Annotated in this window: 21 protein-coding genes; 14 read left to right on the plus strand and 7 right to left on the minus strand. The window is 70.3% G+C overall.

The annotated features are described in order from the left end of the window. Nucleotides 1-64: 64 nt before the first annotated feature. The 8 genes from GON04_RS19520 to GON04_RS19555 all read left to right on the plus strand — a co-directional run bounded on the left by GON04_RS19520 (nucleotide 65) and on the right by GON04_RS19555 (nucleotide 8,484). Nucleotides 65-2,479 (plus strand): aerobic carbon-monoxide dehydrogenase large subunit, encoded by a 2,415-nt coding sequence (locus GON04_RS19520; RefSeq protein WP_232533154.1) that lies wholly within the window; start codon nucleotides 65-67, stop codon nucleotides 2,477-2,479. Beyond that, nucleotides 2,476-3,144, plus strand: a complete 669-nt coding sequence (locus tag GON04_RS19525) for an L-2-amino-thiazoline-4-carboxylic acid hydrolase (RefSeq protein WP_157399675.1) — start codon at nucleotides 2,476-2,478, stop codon at nucleotides 3,142-3,144. The genes GON04_RS19520 and GON04_RS19525 overlap by 4 nt, the downstream gene beginning before the upstream one ends. Then, complete coding sequence (locus GON04_RS19530) at nucleotides 3,141-3,797, plus strand: SRPBCC family protein (protein ID WP_157399676.1); 657 nt, start codon at nucleotides 3,141-3,143, stop codon at nucleotides 3,795-3,797. Before GON04_RS19525 ends, GON04_RS19530 begins: the two co-directional genes overlap by 4 nt. Then, nucleotides 3,794-4,690, plus strand: a complete 897-nt coding sequence (locus tag GON04_RS19535; protein WP_157399677.1) for an AAA family ATPase — start codon at nucleotides 3,794-3,796, stop codon at nucleotides 4,688-4,690. The genes GON04_RS19530 and GON04_RS19535 overlap by 4 nt, the downstream gene beginning before the upstream one ends. Further along, a complete protein-coding gene (locus GON04_RS19540) occupies nucleotides 4,684-5,826 on the plus strand; it encodes a vWA domain-containing protein (protein ID WP_157399678.1) in 1,143 nt (380 codons plus the stop codon). The genes GON04_RS19535 and GON04_RS19540 overlap by 7 nt, the downstream gene beginning before the upstream one ends. A 13-nt stretch (nucleotides 5,827-5,839) precedes the next feature. Continuing rightward, the gene (locus GON04_RS19545; RefSeq protein ID WP_157399679.1) at nucleotides 5,840-6,532 is read left to right on the plus strand and encodes a nucleotidyltransferase family protein; all 693 of its coding nucleotides are present in this window, start codon (nucleotides 5,840-5,842) and stop codon (nucleotides 6,530-6,532) included. Continuing rightward, complete coding sequence (locus tag GON04_RS19550) at nucleotides 6,529-7,683, plus strand: hypothetical protein (RefSeq protein ID WP_157399680.1); 1,155 nt, start codon at nucleotides 6,529-6,531, stop codon at nucleotides 7,681-7,683. Before GON04_RS19545 ends, GON04_RS19550 begins: the two co-directional genes overlap by 4 nt. A gap of 327 nt (nucleotides 7,684-8,010) precedes the next feature. Further along, nucleotides 8,011-8,484, plus strand: a complete 474-nt coding sequence (locus GON04_RS19555) for a GlcG/HbpS family heme-binding protein (protein ID WP_157399681.1) — start codon at nucleotides 8,011-8,013, stop codon at nucleotides 8,482-8,484. A gap of 36 nt (nucleotides 8,485-8,520) precedes the next feature. On the opposite strand, the gene GON04_RS19560 is transcribed toward GON04_RS19555, so the two are convergent. After that, the gene (locus GON04_RS19560) at nucleotides 8,521-8,823 is read right to left on the minus strand and encodes a hypothetical protein (RefSeq protein WP_157399682.1); all 303 of its coding nucleotides are present in this window, start codon (nucleotides 8,821-8,823) and stop codon (nucleotides 8,521-8,523) included. A gap of 54 nt (nucleotides 8,824-8,877) precedes the next feature. Then, nucleotides 8,878-9,147, minus strand: coding sequence for a DUF2164 domain-containing protein (locus tag GON04_RS19565; protein WP_157399683.1), 270 nt, complete (start codon nucleotides 9,145-9,147; stop codon nucleotides 8,878-8,880). Between the two features lie 132 nt (nucleotides 9,148-9,279). Between GON04_RS19565 and GON04_RS19570 the strand changes: the two genes are divergently transcribed. Together GON04_RS19570 and GON04_RS19575 are read left to right on the plus strand one after the other, a co-directional pair. Continuing rightward, nucleotides 9,280-10,581: a flavin-dependent oxidoreductase gene (locus GON04_RS19570; protein ID WP_157399684.1), complete on the plus strand. Its 1,302-nt coding sequence runs from the start codon at nucleotides 9,280-9,282 to the stop codon at nucleotides 10,579-10,581. 13 nt (nucleotides 10,582-10,594) lie between these two features. After that, nucleotides 10,595-10,933: a hypothetical protein gene (locus tag GON04_RS19575; RefSeq protein ID WP_157399685.1), complete on the plus strand. Its 339-nt coding sequence runs from the start codon at nucleotides 10,595-10,597 to the stop codon at nucleotides 10,931-10,933. Between the two features lie 46 nt (nucleotides 10,934-10,979). Here the strand turns inward: GON04_RS19575 and GON04_RS19580 are convergent, their stop codons facing one another. From GON04_RS19580 to GON04_RS19590, 3 genes are read right to left on the minus strand one after another with little or no spacing between them, the layout of a single operon-like run. Continuing rightward, nucleotides 10,980-12,233 carry an LVIVD repeat-containing protein gene (locus GON04_RS19580; protein WP_198349354.1) on the minus strand — a complete coding sequence of 418 codons (1,254 nt, stop codon included), beginning with the start codon at nucleotides 12,231-12,233 and terminating at the stop codon, nucleotides 10,980-10,982. Between the two features lie 10 nt (nucleotides 12,234-12,243). Next, entirely contained in the window at nucleotides 12,244-13,029 is a 786-nt protein-coding gene (locus GON04_RS19585; RefSeq protein ID WP_157399686.1) for an IclR family transcriptional regulator, read from the minus strand. Nucleotides 13,030-13,047: 18 nt separating this feature from the next. After that, on the minus strand, nucleotides 13,048-14,028 hold the full coding sequence (locus GON04_RS19590) for a Bug family tripartite tricarboxylate transporter substrate binding protein (protein ID WP_157399687.1): 981 nt from the start codon (nucleotides 14,026-14,028) through the stop codon (nucleotides 13,048-13,050). Nucleotides 14,029-14,289: 261 nt separating this feature from the next. Here GON04_RS19590 and GON04_RS19595 point away from each other — a divergent pair, with 261 nt between their 5' ends. Genes GON04_RS19595 through GON04_RS19605 form a run of 3 tightly spaced genes read left to right on the plus strand, consistent with a single transcriptional unit; the run spans nucleotide 14,290 to nucleotide 17,161 of the window. Then, nucleotides 14,290-15,216, plus strand: a complete 927-nt coding sequence (locus GON04_RS19595) for a polysaccharide deacetylase family protein (RefSeq protein WP_157399688.1) — start codon at nucleotides 14,290-14,292, stop codon at nucleotides 15,214-15,216. Between the two features lie 23 nt (nucleotides 15,217-15,239). Further along, nucleotides 15,240-16,142 carry a polysaccharide deacetylase family protein gene (locus tag GON04_RS19600; RefSeq protein ID WP_157399689.1) on the plus strand — a complete coding sequence of 301 codons (903 nt, stop codon included), beginning with the start codon at nucleotides 15,240-15,242 and terminating at the stop codon, nucleotides 16,140-16,142. Next, nucleotides 16,139-17,161, plus strand: coding sequence for an asparaginase (locus GON04_RS19605; RefSeq protein WP_157399690.1), 1,023 nt, complete (start codon nucleotides 16,139-16,141; stop codon nucleotides 17,159-17,161). Before GON04_RS19600 ends, GON04_RS19605 begins: the two co-directional genes overlap by 4 nt. Before the next feature lie 43 nt (nucleotides 17,162-17,204). Here the strand turns inward: GON04_RS19605 and GON04_RS19610 are convergent, their stop codons facing one another. Then, complete coding sequence (locus GON04_RS19610; protein ID WP_157399691.1) at nucleotides 17,205-17,450, minus strand: hypothetical protein; 246 nt, start codon at nucleotides 17,448-17,450, stop codon at nucleotides 17,205-17,207. Between the two features lie 141 nt (nucleotides 17,451-17,591). Between GON04_RS19610 and alkB the strand changes: the two genes are divergently transcribed. Continuing rightward, complete coding sequence (gene alkB, locus GON04_RS19615; RefSeq protein ID WP_338051020.1) at nucleotides 17,592-18,239, plus strand: DNA oxidative demethylase AlkB; 648 nt, start codon at nucleotides 17,592-17,594, stop codon at nucleotides 18,237-18,239. Nucleotides 18,240-18,292: 53 nt separating this feature from the next. Here the strand turns inward: alkB and GON04_RS19620 are convergent, their stop codons facing one another. Next, complete coding sequence (locus tag GON04_RS19620; protein WP_181653669.1) at nucleotides 18,293-19,345, minus strand: alpha/beta hydrolase; 1,053 nt, start codon at nucleotides 19,343-19,345, stop codon at nucleotides 18,293-18,295. Nucleotides 19,346-19,385: the final 40 nt, after the last annotated feature.

A 19,385-nucleotide genomic window follows, 5' to 3' on the forward strand; every position in this document is an offset into this window, starting at 1 on the left:
CGTCGTCGGCAGGCGCGCGGCGCCGTTCACCGCATCCAACCCTCCGGAGGACCAGATGGGCGACATGACTGAACTGAAGGCCCGCGAGGACAAGCTGCAGGGCACGGGCACCTCGATGCTGCGCAAGGAGGACGCGCGCTTCATCCGTGGCCAGGGCAGCTACGTCGACGACATCCAGCTGCCCGGGATGCTGTTCGGCGCGCTGGTGCGCAGCCCCCATGCCCACGCCCGGATCAAGTCGATCGACAAGGCCGCGGCCAAGGCCGTGCCCGGGGTCGTGGCGGTGCTCACCGCCGACGACCTCAAGCCCGTCAAGCTGCACTGGATGCCCACCCTGGGCGGCGACGTGCAGGCCGTGCTGGCCGACGGGAAGGTCTGTTTCCAGTACCAGGAAGTGGCAATGGTGCTGGCCACCGACCGCTATGCGGCCGCCGACGGCGCCGCCCTGGTGGAGGTGGACTACGAGGAACTGCCGGCCATCGTCGATCCGAAGAAGGCCATGGCGCCCGATGCGCCCGTCATCCGCGAGGACATCGCCGAGAAGAAGGAGGTCGGCCACGGCCCCCGCACCCACCCCAACCACATCTTCACCTGGGAGGCGGGCGACAAGGCGGCCGCCGACGCGGCCTTCGCGACGGCCGCGGTCACGGTGCGCGAGGAGATCCTGAACCCCCGCGTCCATCCCTGCCCGCTGGAGCCGTGCGGCTGCGTCGCCTCCTTCGACAAGGGCACCGGCGCGCTCACCGTCTACATGACCACCCAGGCGCCGCACCTCGTGCGCACCGTCCTGGCCATGCTGTCGGGCATCCCCGAAAGCAAGATCCGCGTGGTGGCCGGGGACATCGGCGGGGGCTTCGGCAACAAGGTGCCGGTCTACCCCGGCTACGTGGTCGCCATCGTCGCTTCGATCGTGACCGGGGTGCCAGTCAAGTGGATCGAGACGCGCATCGAGAACATCTCCACCACCGGATTCGCCCGCGACTACCACGGCGTCGGCGAGCTCGCGGCCGACGCCGACGGCCGCATCAAGGCACTGCGCTTCACGGCGCTGGCCGACCATGGCGCCTTCAATTCCCACGTCTCCGCGACCAAGTTCCCCGCCGGCCTGTTCTCCATCTGCACCGGCTCGTACGCCATCCCCAACGCCTACGCGCGCGTGGACGCCGTCTACACCAACAAGGCGCCCGGCGGAGTGGCTTACCGCTGCTCGCTGCGCGTGACCGAGGCGATCTACCTGATCGAGCGCATGGTCGACGTGCTCGCGCAGAAGCTGGGCCTGGACAAGGCCGAGATCCGGCGCCGCAACTTCGTGCAGGCCGAGCAGTTCCCATACACGACGGCGTTCGGCTGGACGCTCGACAGCGGCAACTACCACCCGGCGCTCGAGAAGGTGCTGCAGGCCTGCGACTACGAGGGCCTGCGCCGCGAGCAGGCGGCCCGCCGCGCCGATCCGAACGCGCCCACCCTGATGGGCATTGGCCTGGCGACCTTCACCGAGATCCTGGGGGCCGGGCCGACCAGCGTGTGCGACATCCTGGGCATCGGCCTGTTCGACAGCTGCGAGATCCGTGTGCACCCGACCGGCGCCGCGATCGCGCGCATGGGGACCATGTCGCAGGGCCAGGGCCATGCCACGACCTATGCCCAGATCATCGCGACCGAACTCGGCCTGCCGGCGAGCGACATCGTGGTCGAGGAAGGCGACACCGACAAGGCGCCCTACGGCGCGGGCACCTGGGGGTCGCGTTCGACCCCGGTGTCGGGTGCCGCCACCGCCCAGGCGGCCCGCAAGATCCGGGACAAGGCCCGCAAGATCGCCGCCCACCTGCTCGAGGTGGCCGAGGGCGACCTGGAGTGGGAGATCGACCGCTTCACGGTCAAGGGCAACCCCAGCCAGTGGAAGACCATGAAGGAGATCTGCATGGTCGCGCACACCGGCAACCTGCCCGCCGGCATGGAGCCGGGCCTGAACGCCGTGACGTACTACGACCCGCCGAACATGACCTACCCGTTCGGCGCCTACCTGTGCGTGGTCGACGTCGACAAGTTCACCGGCGAGGTGAAGATGCGGCGCTTCTACGCGCTGGACGACTGCGGCACGCGGATCAATCCCATGATCATCGAAGGCCAGATCCACGGCGGGCTGACCGAGGCGTTCGCCGTAGCCATGGGCCAGCAGATGCCGTTCGACGAAGCGGGCAACCACCTGGGCAATACCCTGCTCGACTATTTCCTGCCGACGGCGATGGAGACGCCGCACTGGGAGACCGACTACACCGTCACGCCCAGCCCGCACCACCCGATCGGCGCCAAGGGCGTGGCCGAATCCCCGCACGTGGGCGGCATCCCCTGCATGAGCAATGCGGTGATCGATGCCTTCGCCCACCTGGGGGTCACCCACATGGACATGCCGCACTCGGCCTGGCGTGTCTGGCAGAAGTGCAACGAGCTGGGGATCAACAAGCGTCAGACGCCATGACGGCACCGCGGCTCTCGTTTGGCGACACCAGCGTCACTGCCCTGGTCACCGCCGTTCGCCAGGCGTTGGGACCGGAATGTCCGGCTGATTGGGAGCAGGTTGCGAGCGCCGTCGCGCTGCGTGCCGACGAACTGCTCGCAGCGAACCGCCATATGGCGCTCGACCCGCCTGGTGAGCAGTGGCTGCGAACCTGCGCGACGGTCCTGGCCGCCTATGAGGAGCTCAAGCCATCCGTCGATCCGGCGCGACTCCTGCGGATTTTTCTCAACGCCATGGCCGCACCCTTCCGACAACAGGTGTCGGCCTACCTGGAGAGTCGCTTCGGCATTTCCGACGATGCGCCGCAGGAGGCCTTCTCGCGCATCTCCGAGAACTTCCAGACACGCGGCGAGCAGCGGTTCGGCGCATCGTTCCGATATGCCACCGAGGTTCGTGATGAGCGCCGGAACTTCGTGAACATCCAGCGCTGCTTCTTCAATGATTTCTTCCGCGCCAATCGCGCTGCGGAAGTCACTGCGCTGTTCTGCGCGCTCGACAAGGTGTGGGCCGAAGCGCTCGAGGATCCCCGCTACGGGGTGCGGTTCGAGCGTCCCACCACTCTGGCGGCGGACGGCGATGCATGCCGTTTCCAGTTCCATCGAACCGGGTCGATGCAGCACGAATGAAAGTCCAGCTCGACAAGACCTTCCCGATGCCGGCCTCGGCGGATCACGCCTGGGCCCTGATGCAGGACATCGAGGCAGTGGCCGGCTGCATGCCGGGCGCGCGCATCACCGAACGCATCGACCCGCAGCACTACAAGGGCACGGTGGCCGTGCGATTCGGGCCGGCCAACCTGACGTTCCGCGGCGAGATCGAAGTCCTGGAGCTCGATCCGGCCGGCCGTTCGCTGCGCCTGCGCGGCAAGGGCACCGACACCACCGGCGGGTCCGCGGCGGGCATGGACCTGGGGGCCCATGTCGATCCGGTGGACGACGCGTCCTGCCGGCTGGTGGGGTCCAGCGAGCTGTCGGTGAGCGGCAAGGCCGCCACCTTCGGCGGGCGCCTGATGACCTCGCTGGCCGACCAGCTGCTCCAGCAGTTCGCCAGCAACTTCGCCGCGCAGTTGCGGGCCCGCCAGCCGCAGGCCGTCGAGGCGCCCCCGGCGCCGGCCGCACCAGCCGAGCAAGCCGCAACAACCGCACCAGCCGCGCAGGCCGCGCCGCCCGTGGCCGCGGCGGAGCCGGTCCCGTCGCTGAACGGGCCGGGCCTGCTCTGGGGCGCCTTCAAGCACTGGCTGCGTTCGCTGTTCGCCCGCGGCGCGACGCCGCGGCAATGACGGCGACCGGGCGCGCACAGGATCTGGCTGGGCTGCAGCAGGAGCTGGCGCAGGCCGGCTACATCGCCGAGCCGCCGCTGGCCGCCGCCCTGCTGCTGATGCAGGACCTCGAGCGACCACTGCTGCTGGAGGGCGACGCCGGCGTGGGCAAGACCGAGGTGGCCAAGGTGCTGGCCTCGGTGCGCGGCACGCGCCTCATCCGCCTGCAGTGCTACGAAGGGCTGGACGCCCATGCGGCGATGTACGAGTGGAATTACCAGCGCCAGTTACTCGCCATCAAGCTGCTCGAGCACGACGAACGTGGCATCGCGCAGAAGGAGCAGGACATCTTCTCCGAGCGCTACCTGCTCAAGCGCCCGCTGCTGGAGGCCATCGCCTGCGAGCAGCCGCCCGTACTGCTGATCGACGAGGTCGACCGCGCGGACGAGGCCTTCGAGGCCTACCTGCTCGAGCTGCTGTCGGACTTCCAGCTGTCGATTCCCGAGCTCGGCACGGTGGTCGCCACCAGCCGGCCGGCGGTGGTCATCACCTCCAACGGGACGCGCGAGCTGTCCGATGCCCTGCGCCGGCGCTGCCTCTACCAGTACATCGACTACCCCGACTACGACAAGGAACTGGCCATCGTGCGCACCCGGGCACCGGCCGCACCGGCCGCGCTGGCGGCGCAGATCGTGGCCTTCGTGCAGGGCGTGCGGCGCATGGACCTGCAGAAGAAGCCCGGCATCGCCGAGACGCTGGACTGGACCGCCGCGCTGCTGCGGCTGGGCATCTCCGTGGTTGACAAGGACGGTGCCGGGCGGATCATGGACACCCTCAGTGCCCTGATCAAGACGCGTGACGACCGCGCGGCCTTCCCGCGCGAGGTGGTCGCCCGCCTGGCGGCCGCATGCTGACCCTCGCCGCTCCCCTGGAAGCCCGCGCCACGGCGCGGCTGGCGGGATTCCCTGGCTTCCTGCGCGCCAACGGCTTCATGGTGGGCGGCGGCGATGCCGTCACCGTGCTGCGGGCGGCGCAGTGCGTGGGCGTGCTCGATCCGCAGTTGCTGCGGTGGAGCCTGCGGGCGCTGCTGTGCGGCCGCTGCGACGAATGGCGGCGCTTCGACGGGCTGTTCGATGCCTGGTTCCTGCCACCCAACCGCTGGCAGCGGCCGATGCAGCGCGACGCCGCGAAGGCCCAGCGGCACGGCGAATGGCCCGAGCTGCCGGCGCCGGCCGGCAACGAGACCGACCGCGACGAGGACCTCCGGCCGCGCCGGGCTGCCAGCCGCCGCGACGTGCTGTCCTCGACCGACTTCCGCTTCCTCACCGAACGCGATTCGGTGCTCGAGATCGAGCTGCTGATGCGCCGCTTCGCACGCCGGCTCCAGCGCATCCGGCTGCGGCGCGAGGCCCATGCGCACGTGGGAACCCGCCTCGACCTGCCCGGCACGATCCGGCGCAGCGTCGCCAGCGGTGGCACGCCCTTCCACCTGGCCTGGAAGGAGCGCCGCCGGGTGCGGCCCCGCCTGGTGCTGCTGATCGATGTGAGCCGCTCGATGGCGCCCTACAGCTTCTTCTACCTGCGGCTGGCGCGTGCGCTGGGCGCGGAGCTGCCGGACATCCGCAGCTTCATCTTCCACACGCGGCTGACGCCGGTCTCGCAGGCGCTGCACGACCCCGATCCCTGGCGCGCGCAGGAGCAATTGCACCTGCTGGCGCAGGGCTGGGGCGGCGGCACGCGCATCGGCGACAGCCTGGTGCAGTTCGAGCGCGAGGAGGCGGGGCGCGCCGTCCATTCGCGCACGGCCCTCCTGATCCTGAGCGACGGCTACGACACCGGTGATCCGCGCTGTCTGTCGGATGCGCTCGCGCAGCTGCGCCGGCGGGCCCGGCGCATCGTCTGGATCAATCCGCTCTGCCAGCGGCCCGGCTACGCGCCGATCTGCCAGGGCATGCAGGCGGCGCTGCCGCACCTCGACCTGCTGGCGCCGGGCGCCGACCTGGCGAGCCTGCAGGCGGTGCTGCCGGACATCGTGGCCGCATTGGCCTAGCCAGGAGGAACGCATGGGCTGCATGTACAAGGCCAACGGGCTCTACAGCCGCATGGCGGTGGGCGCGGTGCTGCTGGCCGCCGGCGCCGGCCGGCGCCTGGGCGGGCGGCCCAAGGCGCTGCTCGAGCTGGCCGGGGTGCCGCTGGTGATGCGCCAGCTGGTGGCGCTGTCGGGTGCGGGCGTCGACGAGGTCGTGGTCGTGCTGGGACACCACGCTGACGCGGTGGAAGCGGCCATCGGGCAGCTCCCCATCACGCTGGTGCGCAATCCCTCGCCCGACGAGGGCCAGGCGTCGTCGGTCCGCGCCGGGCTGCGGGCCCTGTCGCCGCGGCTGGATGCCGTGCTCGTCGCGCTGGCCGACCAGCCCCTGATCGGTTCGCAGGACATCACGATGCTGATCGGCGCCTACAAGAAGCGCGGCGACGCCATGATGGTGGTGCCCCGGGTGGCCACCGGTGACGGCGAGCCGCGACCCGGCAACCCCATCATCTTCGATGCCACCCTGCGCGAGCAGTGGCTCGCGGGCGCCGCCGACCTCGCCTGCCGCAAGTGGCGCGACGCGCATGGCGAGCTCGTGCGGTGGTTCGATACCGACAACCGGCGCTTCGGCATCGACATCGACACGCCCGACGACCTGGAACGGTTCGCGGCGAGCACCGGCCATCGGCTCACCTGGCCCTCGCCCGCCGGCGGCGTGCCTGCATGACGCCCTTGCCCTTCCCCGCCTCCCGGCCGCTGGCCCTCGCGCGCGGGTGCGCCTGGGCCCTGCTGGTCGCCGGCTGGGTGGGCATCGGCAGTCTGGCGCTGCAGTTCGCACCCTCGATCGTCGCCGCCTTCGCGCTGGTCGCGCTGTGGCTGCTGGGACTGGGCGCCGCCGCGGCCGTGGCCACCCACGGCGGCCTGCGCCGGCGGACCCGCGCGCTGGCCCTGGTCGCGGCCGCGATCGTGACGGCCGCCGGCCTGTGGTGGGCGGTGCACGGCGGACGCCTGCCGGCCCTGCTGCCGGCGCTGGCCGGCTGGGCGGCGCTGACGGCATTGGCCTCGGGCGTGGTGCGCGCGCTGCGGCTGACGCAGGCCACGGCGCCCGCGCCGCCCGTCGCGGCCGCCAGCCTGGGCGCGCTGGGCGCCGGGCTGCTGCTGGGCGATGTCGGCGACGTGCGCCAGCTGGCCATCCGGCTGGCGGCCTTCGTCGTCGCGGCGGCGGCGCTGCTCGTGCTGCTGCAGGCGCACATCGCGGACAAGCCCCGCGCGCCGGGCTGCCGCGCCGGCCTCTTCGATTGTTCGCTGCCGGCCTGGCCGTCGGGCGCCTGGCGCGATCCATTGCAGTGGCCGATGCTGCTGGCGGGCCTGGCCATGCTGCCGATGATGGCCGCCCTGCCGCTGATGGCGGCGTGGTGCAGCAGCCGCGGCATCGCGCCGCAGGTGCTGGTGCTGCTGCACCTGGCGTCGATGTTCGGTCCCGCGCTGCTATTCCAGCGCTGGATGCTGGGGCGCTCGCAGCGCACCCTGGCGCTGACCTGCGCAGCCCTGCTCGTGGCCGGCGCGGCCTTCGCCGCCTGGGCTCCCGTGCCGGTGGATCTGCTCGGCCTGGCCGCCACGCACGGCGCCGCCTGGGGCCTGGCCTGGAGCTGCCAGCTCTGGGCGCCGGCCCGGCGCGGACGGCAAGGCACCTCGCCCCTGCGGGCGGCGGCGGGCTACGCGGCGCTCACCCTGGCCTTCGGCGCCGTGGTCGCGCAGTCCGGCACGCTCGGCGTGGCCGCGGTGCACATCGCCCTGGGCGCCGGCGCGGTGGTCGCCGGCCTGCTCGCCGCGGCCGGCCCGTGGATCCGCGGCGTGCGTGCGCGCGGGTCGTTCTGAGCTCGACGGCGGCCACCCGGGCCGGGCCGGACCGGGCCGACGCAGCCGAACCGGGCTACGTCCTCGCCTCGGACCGCATCGCCACCGCACCCGCCCGACGGTGCAACTCTTCGTCCGGGACGATCGGCCGGTGATCGCAGCACCTGTCGGCGAGCGATCCGTAGAGCTCCGTGGTGGCCCACGTCACCTCGTCGGCTTTCAACGCCTCGGCGGCTCGGATGGCGCAAAGGCTGCCCCCCCGGGCTCGCACGATTGCATATCCGCAACCGCCAAGCTATCTTGGCTGGGCCGTTTGCTGTTTCCCCCCACCACCGAGAGGAGAAGTCCATGTCGGCATCCAGAACCTTCCTGACGGCCCTGTCCGTCGCACTGATCGCCCTGCCCGCCCTCGCGCAGGAGGCGCCGCGGCCCGGCTATGGCCCCAACATCACCACTGCCGCCGCCAAGAAGGTCGCCGCGAGCGTCATCGCGGAATGCACGACGAACAAATGGAACGTCGCCGTGGCGGTCGTCGACACGGCGGGCGGGCTGGTGTACTACGAGCGCATGGAAGACACGCAGAGCGCGAGCTACGACATCGCGATCATGAAGGCGAAGGCCGCCGCCACCTACCGGCGGACGACGCGCGTCTTCATGGAAGGCATCAACAAGACCCCGGCCACCGCCACCCTTCCCGGCGTCGTGGGCTCCCCCGGCGGCATCCCGATCTTCGTGAACGGCAAGATCGTCGGCGCGGTGGGCGTGAGCGGCGTCACCGGCGACCAGGACGAGCAGTGCGCCAAGGCCGGCGCCGGCAGTTGAGCGAGACGCACTCGCCCGCGGTCCGCGCGGGACTGACTACCTGCGCCGCTCCAGGACCCGGGCGCGCTGCTCGGGTGTCAGGTGCTGGAACATCCGGCAGACGGCCTCGGCATCGCGGTCCGTCACGCTGTAAGGCCAGGCACACTCCGGCGTGATCACCAGGGCTTCACCTGGCCGCCCAGCCGGGTGGGGCGCCTGGAAGCCGGACGCAGCGAAACCACCCAGGATCCATGCCCAGAATGCCGCGGCCGAGATCGCCAGCAATGTCAGTGCGATGACGATCGCCCACTTGACGACGGCATAGATCCTGGGGAACCCGGCCGGCTGTACCGCAGCCATGGCCGGTTTGAGTGGTTCTGCTGGCAACTCGCCCATGACAACGGCGGCAGACCTTCAGCGGCGCTTCGCGCCCTTGTCGAACTTCTTCCAGTACGCGAACTCGTCCTCGTGCACCTCGAGGTCGACCTCCTCGACGCGCAGCCGGAGCCGCTCCTGCACGTCGCGCACGGCCTGGTTGTAGATCGCCGGTCCGATCTCCTCCAGGAAGAAGCCAAGGAGACCGGCCGCTGCGATGTTGCCGATCTTCTCGTCCATGTTCTCGAGGAAGTAGCGTTCGATGGATGCGACCGCCTGCTGCCGGACGTCCTTGGTCAATTCGATCATCGGGGCATTCTGCGCCACGGCGGTCCACGGAAGGCGTGCTCGACCGGGACGGCAATCGCCGGGTTCTGCTTTGATCGTTGAGGCAGTCCATTCGTCAGGAAGCGCTCCGCTTGATCACGGAAAATGCCGTCCATGCCCGCACTGCACGACTCCTCCCAAGCCCCTGTCCTGATCGCCGGCGGCGGCATCGGGGGCCTGAGCCTCGCCCTGACGCTGCACCAGATCGGCGTACCCTGCATGGTGTTCGAGGCAGTCCCGCAGCTGCAGCCGCTCGGCGTTGGCATCAACCTGCAGCCGAACGCCGTGCGCGAGCTGTTCGACCTCGGCCTCGACGGCCGGTCGCTCGACACCATCGGCATCCAGGCCAGGGAATGGGCGCTGGTCGGCCGCAACGGCAAGGACGTGTACGCCGAGCCGCGCGGCCTTCTCGCCGGCTATCGCTGGCCGCAATACTCGGTGCATCGCGGCCAGCTGCAGATGCTGCTGTACCGCACGGTGCTGGAGCGCTTGGGGCCGGACGCCGTGCAGCTGGGGCACCGCATGGTTCGCTACCGGAACGAACCCGACGGCGTGGTGGCATCGCTCGAGACCCGCGACGGCCGCCAGGTCGAGGTCCGCGGCGCACTCCTGGTGGCCGCCGACGGCCTGCACTCGGCCGTGCGGGCACAGATGCATCCCAACCAGCCGCCGATCCACTGGGGTGGCGCGATCATGTGGCGCGGCACGACGCCCGGTGTCCCGATCCGCACCGGCGCCTCGTTCGTGGGCCTGGGCAGCCTCAAGCACCGCGTCGTCTTCTATCCCATCTCCCCGCCCGATCCCGCGAGCGGCCTCGCCACCATCAACTGGATCGCGGAGATCACCGTGGACAACAGCGTGGGCTGGACGCAGGGCGACTGGAACCGGCGCGTCGACGTGGCGGACTTCATCCACCACTTCGACGGCTGGGACTTCGGCTGGCTCGACGTGCCGGCCATGCTGCGCGGCGCCAGCGAGGTCTTCGAATACCCCATGATCGACCGCGACCCGGTGCCCACGTGGGTGGACGGCCGCGTGGCGCTGCTGGGCGACGCCGCGCACGTCATGTACCCGGTGGGCTCCAACGGCGCCAGCCAGGCCATCGTCGATGCGCGGGTGCTGGGCGCTGCCTTGGTGGAACACGGCGTCGGCCCCGCGGCGCTGCGCGGCTACGACCAGAAGCTGTGCGCCGACATTTCGGCCCTGGTGCTGCGCAACCGCGGATCCGGCCCCTTCGGCCTGCTCGGGTTGCTGGACGAGCGCTGCGGCGGGGTGTTCGACGACATCGACGCCGTCATCCCCGCCACCGAACGCGAGAGCTACATGGCCCGCTACAAGGCGGCCGCCGGCTTCGCCATCGAAACCCTGAATGCCGCCCCGCCGACCATCGCCGCGGGCGCACGCGTCCCGGGCTGACGGCAGTCACCGCATGAAGGTCCTGCGCTCCAGTGCATTCGCCGTCGCCGCGGTCCTCCTGGCGCATGCCGCGAACGCCCAGCCCACGGTGCCCGCGCCTCCTCCCTTCGACGTCGCGTACCGGGCATGGGATGTCCTGATGGAGTCTGCCCGCCACAACGGTGACGCGACGATCGGCGGCGAATGCGGCAAGACGTTCCGCCCCTTCGTCATCCCGGGCCTGCGCCGGCAGACCCGGCAGGAGGAAGACGCCGCCGCCGTGGAATGCGTCAGGTCGGCGCGGGCCGTCTGCACGAACACCCGGCTGAAGAGGTCCGCAGAGACGGCCAGGAAGTGCGAGGAATTCAGGTAGCCAGCAGCCACCGTTCCCGCTCACCTGGCCGCGGCCCCCTGCAGCATCAGATGGTCATTTCCAGGATGTAGAGGCCGCCGCTGAAGCGGTCCACCGTGTACACGATGCGCCGGTCGTCCACGTACACGTCGTTCAGCTGGATCGCGCCGGCCGGCGACAGCGCGGGCGCGGCCGGCACGTAGTACGCGATCTCCTGGACCTGGTAGGGATTGCTGGTGTCGTAGACGCGCACGCCGGCATTGAACCAGGTGCCCACGAGGATGGTCTCGGAGCGGAAGGAGGTCGGCCCCGGCAGGTTCTCATGCAGGTTGTGGGCGCCGAAGCGGCCGCCGCGGCGGATGAAGGCGTCCACCGGAGGCGCGGGAAAGGTCCCGATCGGCACCGGGTTCTTCTCGTTGCGTGCGTCGACCACCCACATCAGCTTGGGCCAGTCGGCGCCGTTGTCCTGCACGCATTCGTCGCTGACGATCCACAGCTTGCGCTCGAAGAGCGGCAGCACGGTGTGCGTGAAGCCATTGAAGGGCGGCGAATGGTTCCAGCTGGAGACCACGCGCGGCCTGGCCATGTCGGAGATGTCCAGCACCACGGCGCCGCCGTCGATGTAGCCCACGTACGCGCGGTCGGGCCGCTGCGGGAAGACGTTCGTGTTGTGCACCCGAAAGCCGGTGTCGAACTGCGCGGGCAGGCGCGGCGGCTGCGGGGCCTCGTCGCCGACGCGCGTGCCGGGCAGCCACCAGCGGCCCGCCTCCACTGGGCGCGTGGGATCGCGCACGTCGACGATGCGATAGAACTGGTCGTCCAGCGGGTTGTGCGGCTCGAAGTCGGGCGCGCCGGATGCCATGTGGACGTACTGGCCGTCGACGAACCACAGGGCGTGCACGCCGCGCGAATGCGGCCCCGAGCAGTCGAAGTGCGACAGCAGGCGCGGCGCCTCGGGCTTGCTGATGTCGAACAGGTCGAAGCCGGCCGGCTTCAGGCCCGGCACCTGCGTCTGGTAGGCCACGGCCATGAGGTCGCCGGAGACTTCCAGCGAGTTCGAGCGCACCTTCATGTGCGGCAGTTCCGTCTGCACGACGACGCGCGGCGAGCGCGGATCGGTGACATCCACCCCGGTGAAGTTCTTGGGCGCCGCTTCGTGCGCGAGCCACAGGATGCGGCGGCCGTCGCGGCACTGCTGCATCGCGATGCCTTCGCCGAGGCCGCCGAAGCCGTGCAGCTCGTGCTGCGCGAGCAGCTTCATGTTGAGGGACAGGGCCATGTCGGCGCGGCTGGCCTGGTGCGGGGTGGAGAAGGTGTTCATGGTGTGGGGTTCACTGGTGCAGCAGGCGCGTGAGCTCGCGTGCTGCTTGCTTCAGGTGGGGCAGGATGGCGGCGATGCGCTGGTCCGTCATGCGGCCGTGCGTCGCCGCGACGGTGATGGCGGCCACGGGGCTGTTGGCGGCGTTGAAGATGGACAGCCCGATGGCACGCACCCCGGGCACCGCGTGGTTGCCCGTGACGGCGTAGCCCGAGGCGCGCGCCTGCCGGCACAGCTCGAGCACGTTGTCCGCGTCGAGGTCGCCGTAGGCGCCCAGGCGCGGTGCGACTGCCTTGATCACGGTGGCCATCTCGTGTTCGGGCAGCGCCGCCAGCAGCGCGAGACCGCCTGCGCTGACGCCCAGCGGCTGACGGCTGCCGAGCGGCACCGAAGGCGTCTGGATGGGATAGCTGCCCTGGATGCGGGAAATGCAGACCGCGTCATGGCCGCTGCGCAGGAACACGAAGCTGGTGTCGCCGGTTTCCTCGGCGAGGCGGGCCACTACCGGCTGCGAGACTTCCTTCAGGTTGAAGTGGTGCGTGGCGAGGATGCCCAGCTCGAACAGCAGCGGGCCCAGGCTGTAGCGGCGGGTGTGCGTGTCCTGCACCACCATGCCTTCGACCGTCAGCGCCTTGAGCAGGCGGTGCGCGGTCGGCCGCTCCAGGTTCATCTGGCGCGCGACGTCGACCAGCCGCATGCCGTCGGGCGCCTGCGCGGCGATCACCTGCAGCACGCGGATGGCGCGGCTGATGGTCTGGGCGCCGGCGACGTCCGGGGGCGCTGGCCGTTCGCTGAGCATCCGCCGCTTCGCTTCCTGTCAATCCAGCGTGACGCCGGCGGCCTGCACGGCCTTGGCCATCGACACCGCTTCGCTCTTCATGAGCGTCGCGAACTCGGCCGGCGTGCTGGTCAGCGGATCGGCGCCCGCGTCCTGCAGCACGCGCTTCATCTCGGGCGCGGCCAGCGCCTTCCTCACTTCGGCGCCGAGCCGCTCCACCACGGCCGGCGGCATGCCCTTCGGGCCGACGATGCCGCTGTAGAGCAGGATCTCCAGCGGCACGCCCAGCTCCTTGAGGGTCGGAACATCGGGCGCCGTGGCGGCGCGCTTGCCCGAGGTGACGGCCAGGCCGTTGAGCGTTCCGCCCTTCACCTGGCTGACGGCCGGCGGCATGCTGGCGAAGCCGTAGGTCACCTCGCCGCCGATCAGCGCCTGCGCCTGGCCCGCGCCGCCCTTGTAGGGCACGTGCAGGGCCTTGATGCCCACCAGCTGGTTGAAGGTCTCGGCGGTCAGGTGCGTGATCGCGCCCTGGCCGGACGAGGCATAGGGCAGCGGCTGCGGCGATGACTTGGCCTGGGTGACCAGCGACTTCACCTCCTTCAGCCCGGAGGCGGAACTCGTCACCAGCATCAGCGGCGTGGAGGCGACCAGCGTGACCATGCTGAAGTCGTTCCACGAATCGAACTTCAGCTTCTTGTAGGCCGCCGCGGCGATCGCGTGGCTGGTCATGTCCTGGAAGTACAGCGTGTAGCCGTCGGCGGGCGCGTTGGCGACGTAGCCGGAGGCGATCGTCGTGGCGGCGCCGGGCTTGTTCTCGATGATCACCGGCTGCCCCATCTGCACGCTGAGGCGCTGGCCCAGGGCGCGCGCGAGCACGTCGGAGATGCCGCCCGGCGGGAAGCCCACGATGATGGTGATGGGCTTGGTGGGATAGCTCGGTGCGGTCTGGGCAGAGGCGGCGCAGGCGATCAGCGCGGAGCCGGCGACGAAAGCCGCCAGCTTCATCAGGGTTCTCTTCATGACGTGCGGGTCCGGTGGATGCGTGGGGGGAGGGATGTGCGAACGGCGCCGTGAAAACGCACGTTCCGGACCAGCTTAGGAGTCGCCTCTTCGGGGTGTCAATCGAACTCGCTCTTGTTGCATTATTTGGAACAGTGTGTCCCAGGCCATTCCGGGTTTGCACCAATCCTGGGAGTCAGGCCCCATCCTGGAGAGTCCAATCTGTGGAACTTGCACCGTCTTCGTTGCACGCGCCGAACCCCGCCCGTAGCATGCCCGCGCATGACCCGCCCCCTTCTCCCCCGCCAGACCCGCTACGACTACCACCCGCTGCCCGGACGCAAGGACTACAGCTGGCCGGGCGGCAAGCGGCTGGCCTTCGTCGTCACCACCAACATCGAGTGCTTTGCCTTCGGCGCGGGCAACGGCCACGACCCGGCGAAGACCGGCGAGCCGCAGACGCACCGCAACTACTCCTGGCGTGACTACGGCAACCGCATCGGCGTGTGGCGCTTCTTCGAGCTCTTCGACGAGCTGCGCCTGCCCGCCGCGCACAACTGCAACAGCCTGCTGTACGAGTACGCGCCGCAGGTGATGGACGAGATCCGGCGCCGCGGCGACGAGATCGTGGCCCACGGCCGCACCAACGCGGAGAACCACCGCGGCCTGTGGGAGGCCGACGAAGAGCGCATCATCCAGGACGTGGTCGGGATGTTCGCCAGGCACGAAGGGCGCAGGCCCACCGGCTGGATGGGCTCCGGCGCCTACGAGACCTCCTGGACACCCGACCTGCTGAAGGAAGCCGGCTTCAGGTACCTGATGGACTGGCCCATGGACGACCAGCCGGTCTGGATGCGCACGCGCAGCGGCCCCATCCTCTCGGTGCCGTATCCGATCGAGCTGAACGACTCACAGGTGATCACTCACCGCAGGCAGGACGCCAGCGAGTTCTGCGACCAGATCGTGCAGCAGTTCGACGAGATGGTCGAACAGTGCGAGCGCCATCCGCTGGTGATGAACGTCTCGATCCACCCCAACATCTTCGGCCAGCCCTTCCGCCTGCGCCTGTTGCGCCAGGCGCTGCGGCACTGCCTGGAGAACGCGCAGGACAAGGTCTGGCGTGCGCGACCCGGCGAGATCGCCGAGTTCTGCTACAGCCTGCCGCCGGGCGTGATCCCCGGCAGCGAGATGCTGCAGGACAACGTGTGAGTACCCCATTCCAGGAGAGGTCCATGACATCCGACATCGGCGCCGGCGTGCGCGCCCGCGCGCCCTACCAGTCCATCGTGAAGCGCCCGCAACTGCGCCTGCCCGGCGATGCCCGCGTGGTGGTCTGGAACATCGTCAACGTGGAGGTGTGGGAGCCGACGGGCGCCATGCCGCGCGCCGTGCTGTCCCCGCCCATGGGCGCACCGCTGCTGCCCGACGTGCCGAACTGGGCCTGGCACGAGTACGGCATGCGCGTGGGGTTCTGGCGCATCCTCGAAGCGATCAGGAGCCGCGGCATGCCCGCCACCTTCGCCCTCAACGGCAGCGCGATCCAGGTGTACGAAGAAGTCTGTGCCGCGGCGCGCGACGCCGGCTGGGAGTTCATGGGCCACGGCTTCGTGCAGCGGCCGATGCACAAGGTGGAAGACCAGAAGGCCGCCATCCGGCAGACCATCGAGGCCATCCGCCAGTTCACCGGCAAGGCGCCACGCGGCTGGGAGAGCCCCGGCCTGACCGAGACGGACGACACGCTGGACTTCCTGGCCGAATGCGGCATCGAGTACGTCGCCGACTGGGTGCTCGACGACCAGCCGGTGGCGCTGCGCTCGCCCAAGGGCCGCATCACGTCCATGCCCTACACCGTGGACCTCAACGACGTCGTGATCAGCGCGGTGCAGCAGCAACCCTCGGACGAGATGCTCCGGCGCGGCAAGGCGCACTTCGACCGTCTCTACAAGGACGGCGCGACGCAGCCGCGCGTGATGGCGATCTCGGTGCATCCGTACCTCAGCGGCGTGCCGCACCGCATCGGCTTCGTCGAGGAACTCTACGACTACGTGCTGGGGCACGAAGGCGTGGTGGTGTGGTCGGGCGAGCAGATCCTCGACTGGTTCCTCGCGCAGACCGAGGGCCAGGCGAAGGCATGACGGCAGGCGACGACTTGCTGCCGCGCGTGCTGGTGGTGTCGCTGGGCGGCACGATCACCATGACGGCGGCGCCCGGGACGGGCGGGATCCGCCCGACGCTCACCGCGGACCAGCTGCTCGCGGCCGAACCGCGCCTGGCGCAGGTGGCCGCACTCGAAGCGGTGACGCCCATGAGCCTGCCCGGTGCCTCGCTCACCGTGCAGCACCTGCGCGAGGTGGCGGCGCTGCTGCGCGCGGGCCTGGACGGCGCGCCCGGCTCGCCGGTCGGCGCGGTCGTGGTGCAAGGCACCGACACCATCGAGGACACGGCCTTCGTGCTGGACCTGCTCGCGACGCAGGGCGGTGCGCCCGTCGTCGTGACGGGTGCGATGCGCGGACCGCAGGCGCCGGGCGCCGACGGGCCGGCCAACCTGCTGGCCGCGGTCACGGCGGCGGCGGACACCCGCCTGCGCGGGCTGGGGGCGGTGGTCGTGCTGAACGACGAGATCCATGCGGCGCGCTGGGTGCAGAAGGCGCACACCGGGTTCACCAGCGCATTCGAGTCGCCGGGCGCCGGCCGCATCGGCGCGATCGTCGAAGGCCGCGTGCAGCTCCTGGCCAGGCCGGAAGGCCGCATCGCCCTGCCCACGGCCAGCATCCTGTCCACCGCGGCGGTGCCCGCGGTGGCCCAGGTGCCCCTGGGCCTGGGCGACGACGGACGCCTGTTGCCGGCGCTCGCGGCTCTTGGCTACGCCGGAGCGGTGATCGAGGGCATGGGTGCGGGCCACGTCCCCTCCTCCTGCGCCGAGGCGCTGGGCTCGCTCGCGGCGCAGATGCCGGTCGTCCTGTGCACGCGCGTGCGCGCGGGGCGCGTGTTCACGAAGACCTACGGCTTCCCGGGTTCGGAGATGGACCTGCTGGAGCGCGGCCTCGTCGCGGCCGGCCACATCACGGCGGGCAAGGCACGGCTGTTGTTGTCGCTGCTGCTGTCCGCCGGCACGGACCGCGCCGGCATCGGGCAGGTGTTCGGGCAGCTCTAGTCGCCGGCTCGCCCCGTGGCGGGCGCCCGACGACAGCAGGCGGTCAGGACAGGTGCCTGGCTTCCACGTCGATCACGTCGCCCCCGGACGACCTGCGGGGGGCGGTGCGGAACGCTTCCCGGGGCTTGAAGCGGACAGTGAACGGCGTGACACGGCGGCCTGTCAGCTTCAGCCAGAGCGCACGCACGCTCCAGGAGGCCAGCAGCACCACGGACGCGACCAGCATCCCGGCGGCCAGCATCAGGCCGACCGCGAAGATGCCGAGGGACAGCAGGAGGCGGAGGATCATGGGCATTGAAGCCGTATTGTGGAGGCAAGCAGGCCAGTGCGTTCAATACCCGGACTGACTGTCGGTTCGGCAGAACCTTCTCCATCCAGGGAGGTCGGCGGCACACTGTGGGCTTGATCTTCCACGATGCACGGTGAGACCGTGAGCAACCTCGACCTCTTCACGGACGCAGAGCCGGCCCCAGTCGAACACCTGGGCACCCACGCGTACGTGCTGCGCTCATTCGCGCAGCCTGGGCACGACCTGCTCGCCGGCGTCGAGGCGGTCGTCCTGGACGCACCCTTCCGACACATGGTGACACCCGGCGGATACACCATGTCCGTTGCGCTGACCAACTGCGGCCGCCTTGGCTGGACGACAGACCCCAGTGGCTACCGCTACACGGCGCAGGATCCGCTGACCGGCCGCCCGTGGCCAGCCATGCCCAGTGCCTTCGCGCAAGTTGCGAGGGCGGCTGCGCGTGCCGCGGGGTTCGACAGCTTCGAACCGGACGCTTGCCTGGTGAACCGGTATCTGCCGGGTGCGCGGCTGAGCCTGCACCAGGACAAGGACGAGCTTGATTACTCGGCGCCCATCGTGTCCGTGTCCCTGGGCATGGCCGCCACCTTCCTCTTCGGTGGGAAGACCCGGTCGGAGCCGACTGCCAAGGTGCACCTGCGGCACGGCGACGTGGTGGTCTGGGGCGGCGAGGACCGGCTGCGCTACCACGGGGTCGCGCCGCTGAAGGACGTTCCCCATCCGCTCCTCGGAGCCCAACGGATCAACCTCACGTTCCGCAAGGCGGGATGATTCACGACTGCGAAAGTCTCGCTCCTCTTGACTCAGCCCCGCACACGGGCTCCCTAGCCCCTTGAGCCAGGCCGCGTGCGAACCAACTGCCGCAGGAAAAATTCGGTCACCGCGACGTTCAGCCGCGCCACTTCGGCTTCGCGGCGGAAGTCCGGCGGATCCGCCACCAGCGCGCCCACCGCGCCGGACAGATCCGGGGGCAGCGGGCTCAACAACGCACCGTGGCCGCCCGCCGGGAGGCCGAGCAGGTGCACGCACCGTCCACACTGGGCGAGCACGGCGTCACTGTGAAAGCGCGGGACAAGCCAGCGGTCGGCTCCTGCTGAAACGATGCCCAGCGCCGCGACGGGATGGCGCAGGGAGTCGGGATCGAAGTCGGCGGCAAACGGAACGCCGGCGACGATCGCGGTGATGCGCGGGTCGACATGGCCATACCACGCGGTGTCTGCCAGCTTCGTGCCGAGCACGATCCGCACGATGGCCTTCTTGACCCCGTCGAGGAGCCCGCCATCCAGTGACCACGAAGGACCGGCGCACGTGTGGAAATCCCGTTCGAGGTGTTCCTGGCAGTGGGCGAGCAGCCGCGACGGCGACCATCTCCCTCCCGCCAGGGTCAGCGCCGTGTGTCCACCGGCAGACATGCCGAACATGCCCACCGCATCGAAGTCCAGTGTCTGGCTCCAGCGCGGCTCCTGCGCGAGACGGTCGATCGCCCGGCTCACCTCCAGTGGCCTGCGCCTCCAGCTGACAGGCCCGGAGTCGCCGTGGCTGCGGGCGTTGTCGCCCTGGTGCTCCGGCAGGGCAACGGTGAACCCGGCGCCCACCAGTGCGCGGGCCAGGTCGACGTGCACCCACGGAGACGACGGAGATCCGTGCGAGATGACCACCAGGCGGTGGTTGCCAGGAGATGGCGGCCCTTCAGATGCTGCATCGAACCGGAATGCGCCACGGGCCACCGCGCCTTCAGCCCCCTCGGAGGGGTAGAAGACGGTGACGGGACCCGAGACTGCATCGGCGGGAAGCTCCGCCAGTCCCATCCCAGCCTGTGCGCTGGGCACGACCAGGACGGCAGCCAGGAGGACGATCGACTGGAGGACGTGGCTCACGGCAGAGACCAGGCGGGGAACAGCCGAGTGACTGCTGATC

It is taken from the genome of Ramlibacter pinisoli (genome assembly GCF_009758015.1).
Classification (GTDB): domain Bacteria; phylum Pseudomonadota; class Gammaproteobacteria; order Burkholderiales; family Burkholderiaceae_C; genus Ramlibacter; species Ramlibacter pinisoli.